Consider the following 17,181-nt stretch of genomic DNA (forward strand, 5'->3'; position numbering starts at 1 on the left):
GAAATGCCCTCGATGAGCGGCTGCTTCGTCGTTAGGACATGTTTACCCTGCAGCGGCGCGGGCTCTCCACCGGGAGACCTGAGAGACCGCGGCGGTTCAGGTTTTCCTGCTTCAGCTCTTCTTCCTCCAGACTCAAGGACGCGCCAGGCGCAATGCGGCTCAAATCGATCAAGCTGGTCGGCTTCAAATCCTTCGTCGATCCGGTCACCGTGCCCTTCGACAGCAACATGACGGCGATTCTCGGCCCCAACGGCTGCGGGAAATCCAACGTCATCGATGCTGTGCGCTGGGTCATGGGCGAGTCCAGCGCCAAGAACCTGCGCGGCGAGTCGATGACGGACGTCATCTTCAATGGCTCCACCGGGCGCAAGCCGGTGGGCCAGGCCTCCATCGAGCTGACCTTCGACAATGCCGACGGCAGCCTCGGTGGCGCCTGGTCCGAGTACGCCGAGATCGCCGTCAAGCGTCTGGTAACGCGTGACGGCCAGTCCGGCTACTTCCTCAATGGCCAGAAATGTCGCCGACGTGACATCTCCGATGTCTTCCTCGGCACCGGACTCGGCCCGCGTTCCTACTCCATCATCGGTCAGGGCATGATCTCGCAGCTGATCGAGGCGCGTCCGGATGATCTGCGCAGCACCCTCGAGGAAGCCGCCGGCATCTCCAAGTACAAGGAGCGCCGCCGCGAGACCGAGAACCGCATGAAGCGCACTCAGGAGAACATGGAACGCCTGGATGATCTGCGCGAGGAACTCGACAAGCAGCTCGAGCGCCTCAAGCGTCAGGCCGAAGCCGCCAAGCGCTACCAGACCCTCAAGCAGGACGAATACCGCCTCAAGGGCGAGCTGGCCGTGCTGCGTCGGCGTGGCCTGCGCGCGCAGCAGCGTGAGCAGCAGTCACGTGTCGCGGAGCTGGAAACCGGTGTCGAGCGCGAGATTCTCGGTCAGCGTCAGTGTGAGAGCCAGCTGGAAGAGCAGCGCTATCAGCACGACGAGCTGGCCGGTGAGCTGGAAACGCACCAGGCCGCCTTCTATGAGACCGGTGCCCAGATCGCCCGTCTCGAGCAGAGTCTCGAGCACGCCCGAACCCGTGAGCAGCAGCTGGCGGCGGATCTCGAGATCGCGCGGCGTGAACTGAGCGACATCCAGCGCGTCGAGGGCGAGGACGGCGAGCGTCTCGAGATGATCGAGGCGCGTCTGGAAGATATCGCGCCGGAACTGGAGCTGGCGCGTGAGACGCTGGAAGGCCTTGAGCTTTCGCTGGAAGAGGCCGAAGAGCGCCGCCAGGACAGCCAGAGCGAGTGGGAGCGCTTCAGCCAGGCTGACAACGAATCCCAGCGCGGGGCCGAGCGTGCCCAGAGCGAGATCCAGCGCATCGAGAATGCCATTCGTGACGCCGAGACTCAGCGCGAGCGCCGCCGTCAGCAGCTGGCGGAGCTGCCGGATGTCGCCGAACTGCGCGAAAGCCGTGAGGAACTGCGCGAGCAGCTCGACGAGCTGACGCTCGGCAGCGAATCGCTGGAGTCGCGCCGCGAGCAGGCCAGTGAATCCCGTGAGCAGGCACAGACGGATCGTCTGGCGCTGGACGGTGAGCGTGACCAACTGCGCCAGCGTCGCAACTTGCTGCAGGGCGAGCAGGCCTCGCTTCAGGCGCTGATCGATGCCGCGCTGCGGGATGACGATGACAGCCTGGCGACGCATCTGGACCGACATGGTCTCGCGCAGGCCCCGGCGCTGGCCGAGGGGCTCGAGGTCGCCGAGGGCTGGGAGTCCGTCAGTGCCTGGGTGCTGGGGCCCTTCCTCAAGGCACGCATGTCCCGTGCAGAGTCGGATGTGACGGCTGCCCTGATGAGCGAGTTGCCTGGTGGCGAGCTGTTGCTGGTCGATGCTGCCGGGGAGACGAATGCCACGGCCCCTGAAGGCACGCTGGCGGCGCGGATCAGCGGTGCCCCGGCGCTGACGGGCTGGCTATCCAGCATTCACTGCGTCGAGTCACAGGCCGCCGCCTGGGGCCGGCGCGATTCGCTGGCCGCCCATGAAAGCGTGCTGACACCGGACGGCCTGTGGTTGGGACGTGGCTGGAGCCGGCGTCAGATAGCGGGCGAGCGTGCCGACAGCGTGATTGGCCAGCGCGCGCGTCTCGAGCAGGTCGTGCTGGAACTGGAAGCGCTGGAGTCGCGACTCGACGATATCGAGGCGCGGCTGGCTGCCGCTGATGAACAGATTGCCGGCGCCGAGCAACAGCTCGAGCATCTGCGGGTCGAAGAGCGGGAGCTTGGCGAGCGTCAGCGTGAGCTGAGCCTCAAGGAGGCGGGGCTCGCCAGCCGACTCGAGCACGTCGATGGCCGTGCCCGTGAGCTTGAGGAAGAGCTCGAGCAGCTGGCGGAGACCCGCGAGAATCATGCCCTGACGCTTGAGGAAGCGCGTGAGCGCTGGCAGCAGGCGCTGGAGTCAGTGGAGAACAATGCCCAGTCGCGTGAGTCGCTGGAGCGCTCACGGCGCGAGCATCAGGAGGCGCTGGCCGGGCTGCGTGCCCAGCTGGCGCCCGCGCGGGAGCAGGTCAGCCGTCTCGACATGGAGCGTCAGCGCCTGGTGACAGAGCGCGATGGCATGCAGGGCCAGCGCATGCGAGCCGTCGAGCAGCGCGAGAAGCTCGCCGAGCGCATCGAGCTGCTCGAGGCCAGCCGTGAAGAAGCCTCGCTGCCGCAGGAAGAAGAGCGCGAACAGCTCGAGATGTTGCTCGAGACACGCCTCTATCAGGAAACCAAGCTGAATGCCTGTCGTGACAAGACTCATGAATTGGTCGAACAGATGCGTCAGGCCGAGCAGTCGCGCCAGACCCATGAACGCAATCTCGAGGGCATTCGTCAGCGCCTCGAGGAAGGGCGCATGCAGGTGCAGGCCTTGACCTTGAAAGCGGATGCGCAGGATGAGCAGCTGGTGGAGCTGGGCTATGACGAGGCGGCGATCACGCTGCTGGAGGACGAGTTGGACCCGAACGCCACCGAATCGGCCTGGAGCCACAATCTGGAGCAGGTCGGGGAGCGCATCAAGCGGCTGGGGGCGATCAACCTCGCCGCCATCGAGGAGTACGACCAGCAGGCCGAGCGTCGCAACTACCTGGAAGCCCAGCATGCGGAGCTGGCCGAGGCGCTGGAGACCCTTGAGCGTGCGATACGCAAGATAGATCAGGAAACGCGGGTGCGTTTCAAGGACACCTTCGACAAGGTCAACGCCGGAATCCAGACGCTTTTCCCGAAGATCTTCGGTGGCGGAACCGCGTGGTTGACACTGACAGGCGATGATTTGCTCGAGACGGGCGTGGCGATCATGGCACGCCCGCCCGGCAAGAAAAACTCGACCATTCATCTTCTGTCAGGTGGGGAGAAGGCTCTGACGGCGCTGGCGCTGGTCTTCGCCATCTTCCAGCTCAATCCGGCCCCGTTCTGCATGCTCGATGAGGTGGATGCGCCGCTGGATGATGCCAACGTCGGGCGTTATGCAAGGCTGGTGAAAGAGATGTCGGAAAGCGTACAGTTCATCTATATCACCCATAACAAGATCGCCATGGAGGCGGCGGATCGGTTGATGGGCGTCACCATGCAGGAACCGGGCGTCTCGCGTCTTGTCTCTGTAGGGATCGAAGAAGCGGCGGTACTGGCTGAAGCGTGAGTGAAAAGCCGTGCAGGAGGCCAAGGTCATCCTTGTGCGCGGTAGCCAGCGGCCGTCTTTGCGGCCAAGTTGGCAAAATCGTGTTGCACATAGAGATCGAAAGCACTACGAGTTTGCGTCATAGTGTCAGTCAGGGATAATTGAAGGGCGATTGCGCAGGTCACCACCACAGGATTGACATTCGAAAAATGTCCCCTTTTTCTGCAATCGCGCTATGCTGTTCACGTGCATGGTGCCCAAGCAAACAGGCTAATGACCCATGGAATTGAGAGAGTGGCTCATCTTGTTGGGGTTGGTGCTGGTCGCAATCATCGTCGTTGACGGTGTGCGCAGGCTCCAACGTCAACGTCGAGTACCCCGACTGGATCGAGCGGGTACGGAAGATTCCACCGAAGAGGCGGGTGTTTCCGCGGTGGAAGAAGAGGAAGAACGTGACAACTGGGAGCTGCCGAATGGCGGCTACCGGGTGGTTGGCGATGCCGAAGCGCAGGCCGAGGCGGAGCAGGATGCCGTGCTCGACAATGCCCATGGCATCAAGGCCTCACGGGTGACGCAACCGAGTCGTCCGGCACAGCCCATGGAGCGCCGTGAAGCGCCGGAGCGCAAGGGCTTCGGCGAGCGTGCGGCGGCCTTCGGTGCGCGTGCCAGCCAGTCGATGCGCGACGTGACCGCCAGTCTGGGCGCGCGGCGCGACGACGAGCATGACGAGGCGCATCGCGAGCCTGTGCTCGGCACCGCCTCCAGCGAGCAGTCAGAGACGGCGCGCGAAGAGGACTTCCATGAGAAGCCGGTGATCACCGCCGAGGATGACAGCATCAGCGTCTCCTCCACCCAGGCTGATGATCTCGAGCCGATGGCCGAGATCGAGGAAGGTCAGGATGTGAAGGTCGAAGCGTCCTCCGCTGGCCAGCAGGCCGATGACGAGCGCGCGGCTTCCGAGCGCAAGGAACCTTCGCTGGAAGCGGCCGCCGTGCCTGCTGCCGACACGACAGTCTCCGAGGATGATCGCCATCCGCTGGTGCTGCGTGCCGAGCGCAATCAGGTCGATGACCAGCTCGCCCGTGACACCCTGGCCGATGCCAGTGAAGTCATCATCATCTCGGTGATGGCGCGTGGCGAGGAAGGCTTCAGCGGTGAAGACGTGCTGGGCATCTCGTTGGCCTGTGGTCTGCGCCATTCCGAGATGGGGCTGTTCCTGCGCCATGAGGAAGATGATGACGACAGTCCCTTGCAGTTCGCGATGGCCAACGTGGTCAAGCCGGGGATCTTCACGCCGGCCGAGATGGTGGACAGTCAGCTGGATGGCGTCACCTTCCTGATGCCGCTGCCGGGCGCGGACGACACTTCTGCCGCCTTCGAGACCATGGTCGAGATCGCCATGCTGCTGGTGCGTCGCCTGGGCGGTGAGCTCAAGGACGAGAACCACAGCGTGATGACGGCCCAGACCATCGAGTTCAAGCGCCAGCAGGTGCACGAGTTCGAGCGTCGCAATCGTCTGCATCGCTACCAGGCCAACTGATCGACTCGCGAGCCATTCTCAGAGTGGGTCCGTCATGCCACAAACGCCAACGGCGACCTTCGGGTCGCCGTTGGCGTTTGTGGTTCATGCGATTCACCGTCCTCGTTCTGAAGCGCCTGATGCCATGTGTCATCTGCGGCCTTTCCTCTCAGCCGGGAGTGGGGTCCATCGAGCGCTTTGAGTACAATGACGGCATCATGGCGATCCTCCGGCCCTGCGATTCAGGCCGGAGGACCTGTCGCCACCCGCTTTCCGGTCGATCAGCGCAGCCCTTTGGGCGCTGCTGATGAGGCCACCGTTTCGAGTGAGTGTCATGTCAGCCCAGGATGATCTGTTTTCGGCCCCTGCCGATGATTCCAGCGCCTCGAGCGTTCCTCAGTCCGCTGCCCCGGCCGCGGTGGAAGGTGTGCCTGCCAAGGTCATGGAGGAGGTCGCACAGCTGCATCGCGAGCTGCTCGAGGCCAGCCACCGCTATTACGTGCTGGATGACCCGACGCTGACCGATGCCGACTACGACACGCGTCTGCGCCGTCTCGAGGCACTGGAAGCCGACTACCCCCAGCTGATCACGTCGGAGTCCCCCACCCAGCGTGTCGGGGCCGCACCGGCCAGCGGTTTCGAGGAAGTGCAGCATGCGGTACCGATGCTGTCGCTCAACAATGCCTTCGATGACGATGAGCTGCGTGCCTTCGTGCAGCGTGCGGCGAAAACCCTGGAGTTGGGCGATGCGGAAGACGCAGGCGAGGCATTGAGCTTCTGCTGTGAACCCAAGCTCGATGGCCTGGCCGTGTCGCTCATCTACGAGAATGGCGTGCTGGTGCAGGGCGTGACGCGCGGCGATGGACGTACCGGGGAAGGCATCACCACCAATCTGCGCACCATCCGCTCGATCCCGCTCAGGCTGCGGGGGGATGATCTGCCGGCGCTGCTTGAAGTGCGCGGCGAGGTCTACATGAGTCACGCCGGCTTCGAGGCGCTGAACGCGCGCGGCCGCGACGAGGATGGCAAGGTGTTCGCCAATCCGCGCAATGCCGCCGCCGGCAGTCTGCGTCAGCTGGATTCCAGCATCGCTGCCTCGCGCCCGCTGGAGTTCTGTGCCTATCAGGTCGCGCGCCTCGATGAGGCGCTGCTGGCCACGGAGGTCGGTCAGAATCATTCCAGCCTGATGGCGCTGCTCAATGACTATGGCTTCCGCACCAGCCCGCAGCTTGAGGTGGTGCGCGGCGCCCAAGGCATCATCGAGTACACCCGCCGTCTCGGTGAGCAGCGCGAAGGGCTTGATCACGACATCGATGGCGCGGTCATCAAGCTGGATGCGTTGCGTCTGCAGCGCGAGCTGGGCTTCGTGGCGCGCGCGCCGCGCTGGGCCATCGCCTTCAAGTATCCCGCGCAGGAGCAGGAAACCACTCTGGAAGGCGTCGATTTCCAGGTCGGACGGACTGGCGCGCTGACACCGGTCGCCCGGCTGGCACCGGTGCAGGTCGCCGGGGTGGTGGTCTCCAATGCCACGCTGCACAACATGGACGAGGTGGAACGTCTCGGCGTGCAGATCGGCGACAGCGTGATCATCCGGCGGGCCGGCGATGTCATCCCGCAGGTGGTGCGGGTCGCCAGCGAAGGTGCCAGCCGCGAAGCCATCGTGCTGCCGGACGGCTGCCCGGTGTGCGGCTCCGAGATCGAACGTCTCGAAGGCGAGGTGGTGGCACGCTGCGCGGGCGGACTGATCTGCGCTGCCCAGCGCAAGGAAGCCCTCAAGCACTTCTCCAGCCGCAAGGCGCTGGATGTCGATGGCCTCGGCGAGAAGCTGATCGAGCAGCTGATCGAGCGTGAGCTGGTCAAGACACCGGCGGATCTGTTCCATCTCGACGCTGCCACGCTGGCCGAGCTGCCGCGCATGGGTGAGAAGTCCGCCGCCAATCTGGTCGCCTCGCTGGACAAGAGCCGCCACACCACCCTGGCGCGCTTCATCTATGCTCTCGGTATCCGCGAAGTCGGCGAAGCCACCGCGGCGAATCTGGCCACGCACTTCGGTACGCTTGAGGCGCTGCGCGCGGCGGATCAAGCCGCGCTGGAAGCCGTGGAAGATGTCGGCCCCATCGTCGCGGCGCATGTCCATACCTTCTTCCAGCAAGCGACCAACAACGAGACGCTGGAGGCGCTTCTCGCCTGTGGTCTGCGCTGGGAAGAGGTCGAGATCGGCGAGCGGCCCCAGCCGCTGGCAGGCCAGACCTGGGTGCTGACGGGGAGTCTCGACAGCATGACGCGTGATGAAGGCAAGGCGCGCCTGCAGGCGCTGGGCGCCAAGGTGGCGGGCAGTGTCTCGAAGAAGACCGCTGGTGTCGTCGCCGGGGAGGCGGCGGGCAGCAAGCTCGAGAAAGCCATGCAGCTGGGGCTCACGGTGCTGGATGAAGCGGCCTTCGTGGCGCGTCTGGCCGAGTGGGAAGCCGGCACTGACTCAGTTTCAGGCTCAGATTCAGATTCGGACGCGCAGAAAGCCGATGCGCAAGACAGCGCAGGAGAGGATGCATGAGTACGGACACGCTGAATGATGCACCGCAGGCGCCAATGGCTGCGTCACGTTCCACGGATGAACAGGAGCTACCCATGAGTCAGATGCCGCTTGATCAGATGGACCCGAAGGATCGCTTCATCGAGGTGCCGCAGACCATGCTGCCCGCCGACACGCGTCGCGCCCTGCTGGAGACCTTCGTCACCCGTCAGGGCTACGACACCACCGATGTCGGCGAAGGCATGGCCGGCTGGGTCGCGGAGCTGGAAGGCCAGTTGTCACGCGGCAAACTGTTGATCGTCCATGACATCGGCACCGAATCCACCGAGGTGATGACGCTGGAGCAATGGCAGTCCTTCGGGCGTCAGCTGGCAGACGATGAGGAAGAGGGCGACTGAGCCCGGCCAGCGGTCATGATCCGTTGGCGAAGCCCTGACCTTGCTCCTGTCCCTGGAAACGACGACGCCCCCGGCACAGGCCGGGGGCGTCGTCGTTCCTGCAGCGTCTGTCGAGGCACCTGGCGTCGGTGCTCCTATCGAGGGCGGATCATGCGAACCACATCGGCACGACCAGACTCGAGATCAGCAGGATCAAGGCCCCGCCCAGGCGCGAGGAAATCTGCGCGAAGGGCATCAGCTGCATGCGATTGGCCGCCGAGAGGACCGCGACGTCACCCGTGCCGCCCATGTTGGCCATGCACAGGCCAGCGGTGATGGCGGACTCGATGGGATAGAAGCCGACCAGCTTGCCCACCAGCCCTGCACCGAAGGCGGCACCGGCGACGACACCGAAGACGATCACCACGTAGGTGATGGTGATGGCGTCGATCACCTGGCCCAGGTCGGTGTAGGCCACGCCGATGCCGAACAGCAGCGCGAAGGTCCAGTTGCCCGCGACGAAACGGAACCATTGAGCGGCGGCCTGGTTGATGCTTTCCGGCACCAGGTTGGCGCACTTGAGTACGGCAACCGCGATGATCATCAGCGCGTAGGGGTGCAGCGGGATGACCTTGCCGAGAATCTGGCTGGCGACGAAGAAGCTCAGGGCGATGACCATGCCGATGCCCAGCTGGGAGAGATCAGGCGCGCTCTTCTCTTCACGGACATCGACACCCGGCATCATCTGGCCGCCGCCGGTCAGTGACGGGAAGCGCTTGCCAAGCCCGTTGAGCAGCCCGGCGATGATGATGGCGAAGACATTGCCCAGCGCCAGCGCCGGTACCAGGATCGAGATGTAATAGCTGGCCGGCTGTCCCAGCAGCTGCTCGTAGATCTGGCTCATCGGCACGGCGCCTGCCCCCATGCCACCGCCCATGATGGGCAGAGCGATGACCATGACGGCATCCTTGGGCGAGAAGCCCATGATCCAGCCGACCAGCATCGCGAAGAGTGCCGCGAACAGCACCGAGCACAGCAGCGGCAGCGCGAAGCGTGCCCCGACCTTGACCAGCACGCGGGAGTCCATGCCGAGAATGCTGCCGGTGATCAGTGCCGCGATGTAGAAATTCAGAAAGCCGCCGGCCTTCATGAACTCGCTGACGCTGGCCGTGACATCCTGTGGCAGCCAGCCGCTGTAGACCAGCGCTGCGGCACCGAAGATGGCGAGAATCGCTCCGCCTCCCAGGTAGCTGTTGATGATCGGCAGGCGATCACCCAGAAAGCCCAGCAGCTCACCGAGGACCATCATGACCATCAGGGCGCCGATCATGCCGGCCGGCAGGGTATCGGTGGCGATGGCGGCGATCAGGACCAGAAACGACAGGGCGAAGATCGGCAGGGACATGCCGAAGATGCGTGTCTTCAGGTAAGGCGACTCGTCGGCAGGCGTGGCCGTGGCGGTCTGCGAGGAATGTGTCATGCAGGCTCCTTGTCCTGCACTCTGTCGTTGCAGGACCTGTTGTCATGTCCGGATGCGCTGGCGTGGCATCGCGGGATCGGTTGGGACAAGGTGGGACATCATGTCCGCGCAGTGGATGCGCGTCACAGGGAGCTTACGATGTGGCTTTCGAGGGCCAAGTTTTGCGAATTAAAGAAAGCCTTTTGAAACTTATGAAACCGCATGGCGCGGCTCGCTCACGTGCTGGGCGAATTGGCCATGCCACCAAGGGGGCACGTGGACTGTCTGGCGTGTTGCATTCTTCTCAACCCGGACTGAGCGCGCTGACCTCGCTGCTGGCTGCCGGCATGGTGATCGTCAGTCTGCTGGTCGCGGCCTGGCTCTTCAGTGCGCAGCTGGAGCGGACCCAGCATGAGATACAGGGACAGCGCATCGCCGCCCTCGCGCAACGCATCGCGCGACTGCCTGAGGTGCGCGCCACCTTGAGCGAAGCCAACGCCTCGCAGGCAGCGCCTCCTGCCGCGGATAGCCGCCTGGCGGCACGCATCGAGCGGCTGCGCCGCGAGAATGCCGTCGACTTCATCGTGGTGATGCGTCCGGACGGCGTGCGACTCAGTCACCCGGAGCCCGCGCGGATCGGCCAGCCGTTTCAGGGGGGAGACGAGCAACGTGCGCTCGGAGGCGCGGCCTATCTCTCCGAGTCCCGCGGTACGCTCGGCGAAAGCCTGCGCAGCTTTGCCCCGGTGATGGCCTCTGCATCCGATGGCGAAGCGCGTTCCGTCATCGGCGCCGTTGCCATCGGCATCACGCTGGATTCGCTGGGGCGGCGGCTGGCCGATGAGAAGCGTCAGCTGCTGATCGGGCTGGGCATCCTGATGCTGTTCGGCACGCTGGGGGCGCTGGGGCTGGCACGCTATCTGCGCAGACAGCTCAAGGGGCTGGAGCCGGCGGCCATCGCGCGTCTGGTGGAAGAGCATCAGGCGGTGCTGGCCAGCCTGGAAGAGGGCATCATCGTGGTCGACCCCGAGGGGCATGTCACCCTGGTGAATGCCGCGGCGCGCGAGCTGCTGGGGACGGCCCCCGAACCGGGAGAATGCCTTGAGGCGTGGTTGCCCGATACCGGCATGCACGAGTGTCTAGCCGCGCACTCGCCGGTGGCGGAGCAGGACGCGGCTCGCCTGCGTCAGGTCACCCATGATGGGCGGCGATTGTGGGTGCGTTGCCAGCGGGTGCATGATGGCGAGCATCTCATGGGCGGCGTGCTGGTATTGCGTGAGCACGACCGCATGCAGCGCCTTGCCGAGGAGCTGACCGGCGTTCGCCGACAAGCAGAGTCACTGCGTGCCGCGCGCCATGAATTTCGCAATCGGTTGCATGTGTTGTCAGGGCTGACGCAGATGCAGGACCTCGACGGCCTGCGAGATTACCTGGCATTGCTGGTGGAGCGGGAGCTGCCAGCGGATGCCGCGGCCGCCGAGCGCATCGCGGACCCTCTGCTGGCAGGATTGCTGATCGGCAAGCACAGTGAGGCCCGCGAGCGGGGTATCGCGCTCAATGTCGAGCTGGACGTCGAATGGCATCATGCACGGCCCGAGCACCGGGAGATGCCCGGCGCAGCGCTGTCTCAGTCCGAGTTGTCTCAGGCCGAGCTGTCTGAGGCCGTGCTGCCGGTGCTGGAGCGCAGCTTGAGCCATGATCTGGTCAGCGTGATCGGCAATCTGCTCGACAATGCCTTCGAAGCGCTGGAGGAGATGGACGATGCCACACACGCCCCGGCCGTCACTCTGAGCCTGATGCTGGAATCCGTGGGTGAGGCGTCAGAGGCCCAGTTGTCGATCAGCGTGGCAGACAACGGCCCCGGCATGCCGGCGGAGCTCATGGAGACGGCGCACGCGGCGGGGGTAAGCAGTCGTGGTGAAGGTCGCGGGCTGGGGCTGTCGCTGGTACAGGAGATCGTGACCGCGCGCGCGGGAGACTGGCACTTCTACTCGCCCCCGGGCGGCGGCACCCTGGTCGAGCTGACCTTGCCCTGCCAGCGGTCGCCCACTGCGGCGCCCTGAGAGCATTTCACGTCGTTGGACGGCTGCCGTCCAAGACCCCGCATGATCAAGGAGCCTGAGCGCATGCGTGTGCTGATAGTCGAAGACGACCCCATGGTCATGCGTCTCAATGTCGAATACCTCAATCGTATCGATGGCATGCGCCTGGTCGCCCAGTGCGAGGATGTCGCCGCGGCGCTGGAGGTGCTGGCGCAGGAGGCGGTGGACCTGGTGCTGCTGGATGTCTATCTGCGCAGCCGCAGCGGTCTGGAGGTATTGCGCTGGTTGAGACGCCATGCCGCCCCTGACATCCAGGTGATCCTGATCACCGCCGCCAGTGAGGCGGACACGGTGCGCAGCGCGCATGCGCTCGGGGTTTGCGATTATCTGGTCAAACCCTTCAGCTTCGCCCGCTTCCAGCAGGCACTGGCACGGGCACGGCGTGGTCGCCAGCAGCTAGAGAGTCTCGAGGGGGAGATCAGTCAGCAGCAGCTGGACCAGCTGTTCGGCTCGCACATGGCAGTCAGTGGCGCGGTGGGGGCGGTGTCTGATGGCCGCCTGCCCAAGGGCGTGACGGCGGCGTCCCTGGCGCTGGTCGCCGGTGCCATCCAGGCGCTGCCACGCGCTGAGGACAGTTTCACCAGCGAGGCGTTGCTGAGCGCCACGGGCATGTCGCGCGTGACCATCCGCAAGTACCTGCGCCACCTGGCGGCCTGCGGCATGCTCAGCGAGGCCTTCCACTACGGCCAGATAGGCCGCCCCTCCTTCACCTATCAGGTCATCGATCGTCAGGCGCTTGCCAGGCAGTGCCGGCTTCCCTGAAGGGCGTCATCGGAGGGCGAGCCCTGTGTCTCTGCCAGTGCCCACCCACGTCTGCCAGTGTCCACCCATGTCTGCCAATGCCTCAGCGCCGCTGCACGATGTCGCGAATCAGGCGGCGTCCCGGGTGCAGGTGCTCGGCCAGTTCGCGCTCCAGCGGCAGCGGCTCGCCGCACAGCTGTGAGGCGATCAGCTCCGCACACAGCGGTGCGGTGGTGAAGCCGCGTGAGCCATGCGCGGTGGAGAGCCACAATCCCGGTAGATGGGCGCCGCTCAGTGATGGCACGCGCTTTTTCGCATCGAAGGCCATGGCGGCGTAATCCTCACGCCATTGCGCGGCGTCCGGTGCCGGGCCGGCCAGCGGGCTCTTGTCGGGGCTGGCGGCGCGCCAGGCGACACGCCCCTGCCAGGCATCGTCTTCCAGCCTGACGCCACGCGCCCGCTCCCAGGCAGCGACGAAGGCGGGCAGCGCACTGCGCAGCTCGGCGACATTGGCGATGTGATCCGCCTCACGTACCGCCTCATCCTCATCGCGCGGGGCGAAGGTCGCGCCGAAGCTGAGCGTCACGCTGCCGTCGGCGTGACGTTGACAGGGCGAGACATAGCCACCGGCACACACCACGCTGTCGAGCATGGGCAGCCCTGCTGCCTGTTCGGGCGGCACCGTGATCTCGCTGACCTGACCACGAATCGGCTGCAGCGGCAGATGCGCGAGCGGCTCGGGCAGGTGTGTCTGCTCCCCCAGCGCGACGATCAGCTGATCCACTTCCAGACAGCTGCCGTCGCTGGCTTGCAGCTGCCAGCGTGGCGCGCCGTTGCCTGTCTTTCCGCCTTCCTCTCTGCCTTCCTCGGCCCCCAGCGACTGAATGGCCACGATGCGCGCCTGCCGAAAGCTGACGCCCGGTGTGGCGGCGAGGTGCTGGCACAGCGCCTTCGGACGCACCCAGCCCGCGACGGGATAGAAGAGGCCATCGAAGGTGATCTCGCTGCCGGCGATCTGGCTGGCCTGGCCGGCAGTGACCGGCCTGAGCAGCGCCTCGGGCAGCGGGTGATTGTCCGCGAAGCGCTGTTGGCGCTTGCGCTCACGCTCGCTGGTGGCCAGCTGCAGCACGCCGCTGGCGGACCACAGGGTCTGCTCGGGGTCGAGGCTTGCCAGCCAGCGCCGGCTGTATTGCAACGCGGCCAGCTGGAAGCGGCTGGCAGGGTTGGTCTCGGCGGCCAGCTTCACGTAGAGCGCCCCCTGGGTATTGCCGGAGGCCCGCGCACCGGGGGCTTCGGCGTCGATCAGCGTGACCTTCACGCCACGCCGCGCCAGCGCCTCGGCGCAGCTGGTGCCGGCGATGCCAGCGCCAAGTACCGCGACGTGTGTCTCGCGGGAGATGGGCGCCGGCTGGGGCGGCTGCGTCCAGGGCTGTTCCCGGCGCAGCGGATGAAGCACCCCGCGCTGTGCGGGCGATGTCAGCGGGGGCCGGGGCCGGTCATGCTGTCCCTGCCTTTCGGCAAGCCCCATCAGCTCGGCGCGCGCCGCCGAGGTGGCAGCGTCTAGCTCGCCGCAGATCATCTCGCGCTTCATGCCATGGCCGGGCACCTTGCGCCAGGCGAAGCCTGCCGCCCGCAGGCCGCGTCGCACGAAGCCCGCGGCGGTGAAGGTGGCGAAGGTCGCCTCGGGATGCGAGATGCCGGCCATGGCCGCGAACAGCGCCGGTGACCACATTTCCGGATTCTTCGACGGCGAGAAGCCATCGAGGAACCAGGCATCCACGCCTCCTTCGAGGCGTGAGAGGCGCTCGACGGCATCGCCGAAGTGCAGATCCAGCGTGATGCGCTCATCCAGCCACAGACGATGCACGCCGAGTACCGCAGCCGGCCATTGTGCCACCAGCGGTTTCGCCAATGAGGCGAGATCCGGCCAGGCGGACAGCGCGCGTTCGAGATCCGCGGCACGCATCGGATGCTTTTCCACCGAGACGACATGCAGGCGTGCCTCGGCGGGTGCCGTGGCCAGAAAGCGCTGGGCGGCGCACAGGATATTGAGGCCGGTGCCGAAGCCGGTCTCGCCGATCACGAAGGGGCGCGCTTCCCGCCAGTCACGGAAGCGCTCGCTCAGACGATTGCTGTCGAGGAAGACGTGCACGGTCTCGGCGCGGCCATCGTGGATCGAGAAGTACACATCCCCGTAATCCATGGCCTGTGGGGCCGCGTCATCCCATTCAAGGCGTGCCTCTTCCAGCGCGGCCAGCGGTGCCAGCGGGACCTCCGGCACCACGCCGGGGGCCGTGACAGGGTCGATCGCGCTCGGTGGCGTCGTCGCAGGCTTGCGTGTCATGGCGTTCGGCCTGCCCTTCGGCGCCGCGTCGGACACTGACGATGCGGACGGCTCAGGCGTGGCGGAAGCGGGCTGGCGGGGGGAGGAGGGGCGATCGTTCACGGGCATTCCTGGCAGGAGGTCGAGCGGGAGAGCAGGGCATCAGGGCAGTGGCCGGGCAACGTCTCCAACGCAGACGACGGACAGCCAGGCTGTCCGTCGTCAGGGGGCGAAGCCGCCGGTCAGCGGCCGAGCGGCAGTCAGGACTAGGGCAGTGTCTGCTTGAACGGCTTCACTTCGGCGCTTGCATAGACACCGGCGATGACGAAGGGATCGGCATCGGCCCACTTCTGGGCCTCTTCGAGGGAATCGAACTCGGCGATGATGACGCTGCCGCTGAAGCCGGCGTCTCCCGGTGCTTCGCTGTCGATGGCCGGGTTGGGGCCGGCGATGACCAGACGGCCTGCGGCATTCAGGGCCTCAAGACGTGCCAGATGTGGCGGTCGTGCTGCCATGCGCGCTTCGAGGCTACCTTCGACATCCTGACAGACAATGGAATACAGCATCACGAATCATCCTTATGTGAAGAGGTGGAAGAGGAAGACTCTTCCTGAGGGGCCTGCACCATGTGACGGGACAGATAGACGCCCTGAACGATGACGAACAGCAGTGTCAGGCCAAGCATGCCGAACAGCTTGAAATCGACCCAGATGTCTTCCGAATAGTGGCTGAAGACATAGATGTTGAGGCCGCCCATGGCGAGGAAGAATACCACCCACGCCAGGTTGAGGCGGTGCCAGATGGCACGCGGCAGCTGGATCGCCTTCTCCATCATGCGCTCCACCAGCGGCTTGCCGCCGAACAGCGGCGAGAGCAGGAAGGCGACGGCAAACAGCCAGTTGACCACGGTCGGCTTCCACTGGATGAAGGCGCTGTTGCCGAACAGCACGGTCGCGCCACCCAGCACGACGACCAGCGCCAGCGTGACCAGCTGCATCTTCTCGACACGCTTGTGACGCCAGTAGATATAGAGCACCTGAACGAGGGTGGCAGGGATCAGTACGGCCGTGGCCATGATCATGTCGCCAGTCGTCTTGTAGACGGCGAAGAAGATCACGATCGGCAGAAAGTCGAGCAACATCTTCATGAGAAACACACACTCCTGGACACGACGGCGGTGCCGTCGGGAAGGCAAGGGCTTGTGCGAGTGGTATCCTTTGGCAACCAGCGGCGCACCCTTGCCTGCATGCGTTCATTCTGCCGCCATTGCTGCCTGCTGACAAAGCCCATGTGGCTTCCAGACATATACGGCAGTCAACACTGCCCCTGACGTCCTTGCCGAGGGCTTGCCAGCATGATCGGCAACTCGAGGCTCTGGACGTTCATCCCGAGAGGTTTTCCCGTGTCCGACGTCCTGTCCGACCATCCGCCGACATCCGAGTCGCCCGCTCACCAGCCATCATCGCCACCGCCTGCCCGTCCGGTCCCCCGCGCGCTGCCCCAGCGTTTCGAGACGGACATCGAGGTGCCGGACATCGACCTGCACATGCACTCGACCGCCTCCGATGGCGGCATGGCGCCGGCAGAGCTGGTCGCGCTGGTCGCGCGGCGCGGCGTCTCGCGCATGTCACTGACCGATCACGACAGCATGGAAGGCATCTTCGAGGCTCAGCAGGCGGCGATCGCCCATGGCGTCACCCTGCTGCCGGGCTGCGAGCTGTCCGTGCGCTGGCGCAATCAGACCATCCACCTGGTGGCGCTGATGCCCGAGGGCGCCGGAGACGCGTTGAGCGCCGGCCTCAGGCAGCAACATGATGCACGTGAGCGGCGCAGTCACGAGATCGCCGCGCGCATGGAGAAGCTGGGACTGAGTGATGCCATGCAGCGTGCCCGTGAGCAGGCCACGCTCAGCGGGTCGGGAGACCGCCCCCTGTCGCGGCCGGACTTCGCGCGCGCGCTGGTGGAGGCGGGACTGGCCCGTGATCTTCAGGATGCCTTCAAGCGTCACTTGGGCTCCGGCCAGAAGGGCGACGTCAAGGCACACTGGCCCGAGATGGAAGAGGCGGTGGGATGGATACGTGCTGATGGCGGTGTCGCGGTGATGGCGCACCCGATGCGCTACAAGCTGACCCGCACCAAGCGCGGTGAGCTGCTGCGGGACTTCATCTCTGCCGGCGGTGAGGCCGCCGAGCTGGTCAGCGGCTTCCAGAACATCGACCGTGCGCGTGACCTGGCGCGTCAGCTGGATGAACTGGGCCTCTATGCTTCCGTCGGCAGTGATTTCCACTTCCCCGGGGGGCCGCTGGCACCCGGCAGCATGAGTCCGCCACCGCGCACCAGGGTGCCGCCCGTCTGGTGTCATCCGCGCCTCGCACCCTTTTTTGCGGCCGCCACCGCCACCATGTGATAGAGATGGCTGGACCGGCCTGGCTGACGTGTCGCGTCGTGTCAGGCCGGTCTTGTCGAGAGTTCGCCGAGAATTT

At 65.5% G+C, this 17,181-nt stretch carries 11 protein-coding genes; 7 read left to right on the top strand and 4 right to left on the bottom strand.

Features of this window, described 5'->3' with window-relative positions; translation table 11 throughout:
* Positions 1–152: 152 nt before the first annotated feature.
* The 4 genes from smc to ACZYGA_RS09640 all read left to right on the top strand — a co-directional run bounded on the left by smc (position 153) and on the right by ACZYGA_RS09640 (position 8,097).
* On the top strand, positions 153–3,671 hold the full coding sequence (gene smc / locus ACZYGA_RS09625; protein WP_479399021.1) for a chromosome segregation protein SMC: 3,519 nt from the start codon (positions 153–155) through the stop codon (positions 3,669–3,671).
* A 283-nt stretch (positions 3,672–3,954) separates the two neighbouring features.
* Positions 3,955–5,190 (top strand): cell division protein ZipA, encoded by a 1,236-nt coding sequence (locus ACZYGA_RS09630; RefSeq protein ID WP_479399023.1) that lies wholly within the window; start codon positions 3,955–3,957, stop codon positions 5,188–5,190.
* A gap of 421 nt (positions 5,191–5,611) precedes the next feature.
* Complete coding sequence (ligA, locus tag ACZYGA_RS09635; protein WP_479399141.1) at positions 5,612–7,720, top strand: NAD-dependent DNA ligase LigA; 2,109 nt, start codon at positions 5,612–5,614, stop codon at positions 7,718–7,720.
* 74 nt (positions 7,721–7,794) lie between these two features.
* Positions 7,795–8,097: a YheU family protein gene (locus ACZYGA_RS09640; protein ID WP_240499610.1), complete on the top strand. Its 303-nt coding sequence runs from the start codon at positions 7,795–7,797 to the stop codon at positions 8,095–8,097.
* 148 nt (positions 8,098–8,245) lie between these two features.
* On the opposite strand, the gene ACZYGA_RS09645 is transcribed toward ACZYGA_RS09640, so the two are convergent.
* Positions 8,246–9,556 (bottom strand): 2-hydroxycarboxylate transporter family protein, encoded by a 1,311-nt coding sequence (locus ACZYGA_RS09645; RefSeq protein ID WP_084209380.1) that lies wholly within the window; start codon positions 9,554–9,556, stop codon positions 8,246–8,248.
* Between the two features lie 269 nt (positions 9,557–9,825).
* On the opposite strand from ACZYGA_RS09645, the gene ACZYGA_RS09650 reads away from it, so the two are divergent.
* Positions 9,826–11,595, top strand: coding sequence for an ATP-binding protein (locus ACZYGA_RS09650; RefSeq protein ID WP_479399025.1), 1,770 nt, complete (start codon positions 9,826–9,828; stop codon positions 11,593–11,595).
* A 63-nt stretch (positions 11,596–11,658) separates the two neighbouring features.
* Positions 11,659–12,396, top strand: a complete 738-nt coding sequence (locus ACZYGA_RS09655; protein WP_479399026.1) for a response regulator — start codon at positions 11,659–11,661, stop codon at positions 12,394–12,396.
* An 82-nt stretch (positions 12,397–12,478) separates the two neighbouring features.
* Here the strand turns inward: ACZYGA_RS09655 and mnmC1 are convergent, their stop codons facing one another.
* From mnmC1 to ACZYGA_RS09670, 3 genes are all read right to left on the bottom strand, one after another.
* Positions 12,479–14,821 carry an FAD-dependent 5-carboxymethylaminomethyl-2-thiouridine(34) oxidoreductase MnmC1 gene (mnmC1, locus tag ACZYGA_RS09660; RefSeq protein ID WP_479399028.1) on the bottom strand — a complete coding sequence of 781 codons (2,343 nt, stop codon included), beginning with the start codon at positions 14,819–14,821 and terminating at the stop codon, positions 12,479–12,481.
* Between the two features lie 143 nt (positions 14,822–14,964).
* Positions 14,965–15,264, bottom strand: coding sequence for a YciI family protein (locus tag ACZYGA_RS09665; RefSeq protein WP_077378958.1), 300 nt, complete (start codon positions 15,262–15,264; stop codon positions 14,965–14,967).
* Positions 15,264–15,845: a septation protein A gene (locus ACZYGA_RS09670; protein ID WP_479399029.1), complete on the bottom strand. Its 582-nt coding sequence runs from the start codon at positions 15,843–15,845 to the stop codon at positions 15,264–15,266. Before ACZYGA_RS09670 ends, ACZYGA_RS09665 begins: the two co-directional genes overlap by 1 nt.
* A gap of 255 nt (positions 15,846–16,100) precedes the next feature.
* Here ACZYGA_RS09670 and ACZYGA_RS09675 point away from each other — a divergent pair, with 255 nt between their 5' ends.
* Positions 16,101–17,105: a PHP domain-containing protein gene (locus tag ACZYGA_RS09675; RefSeq protein WP_240499608.1), complete on the top strand. Its 1,005-nt coding sequence runs from the start codon at positions 16,101–16,103 to the stop codon at positions 17,103–17,105.
* Positions 17,106–17,181 lie beyond the last annotated feature (76 nt).

It is taken from the genome of Cobetia sp. BL01 (assembly GCF_056493605.1).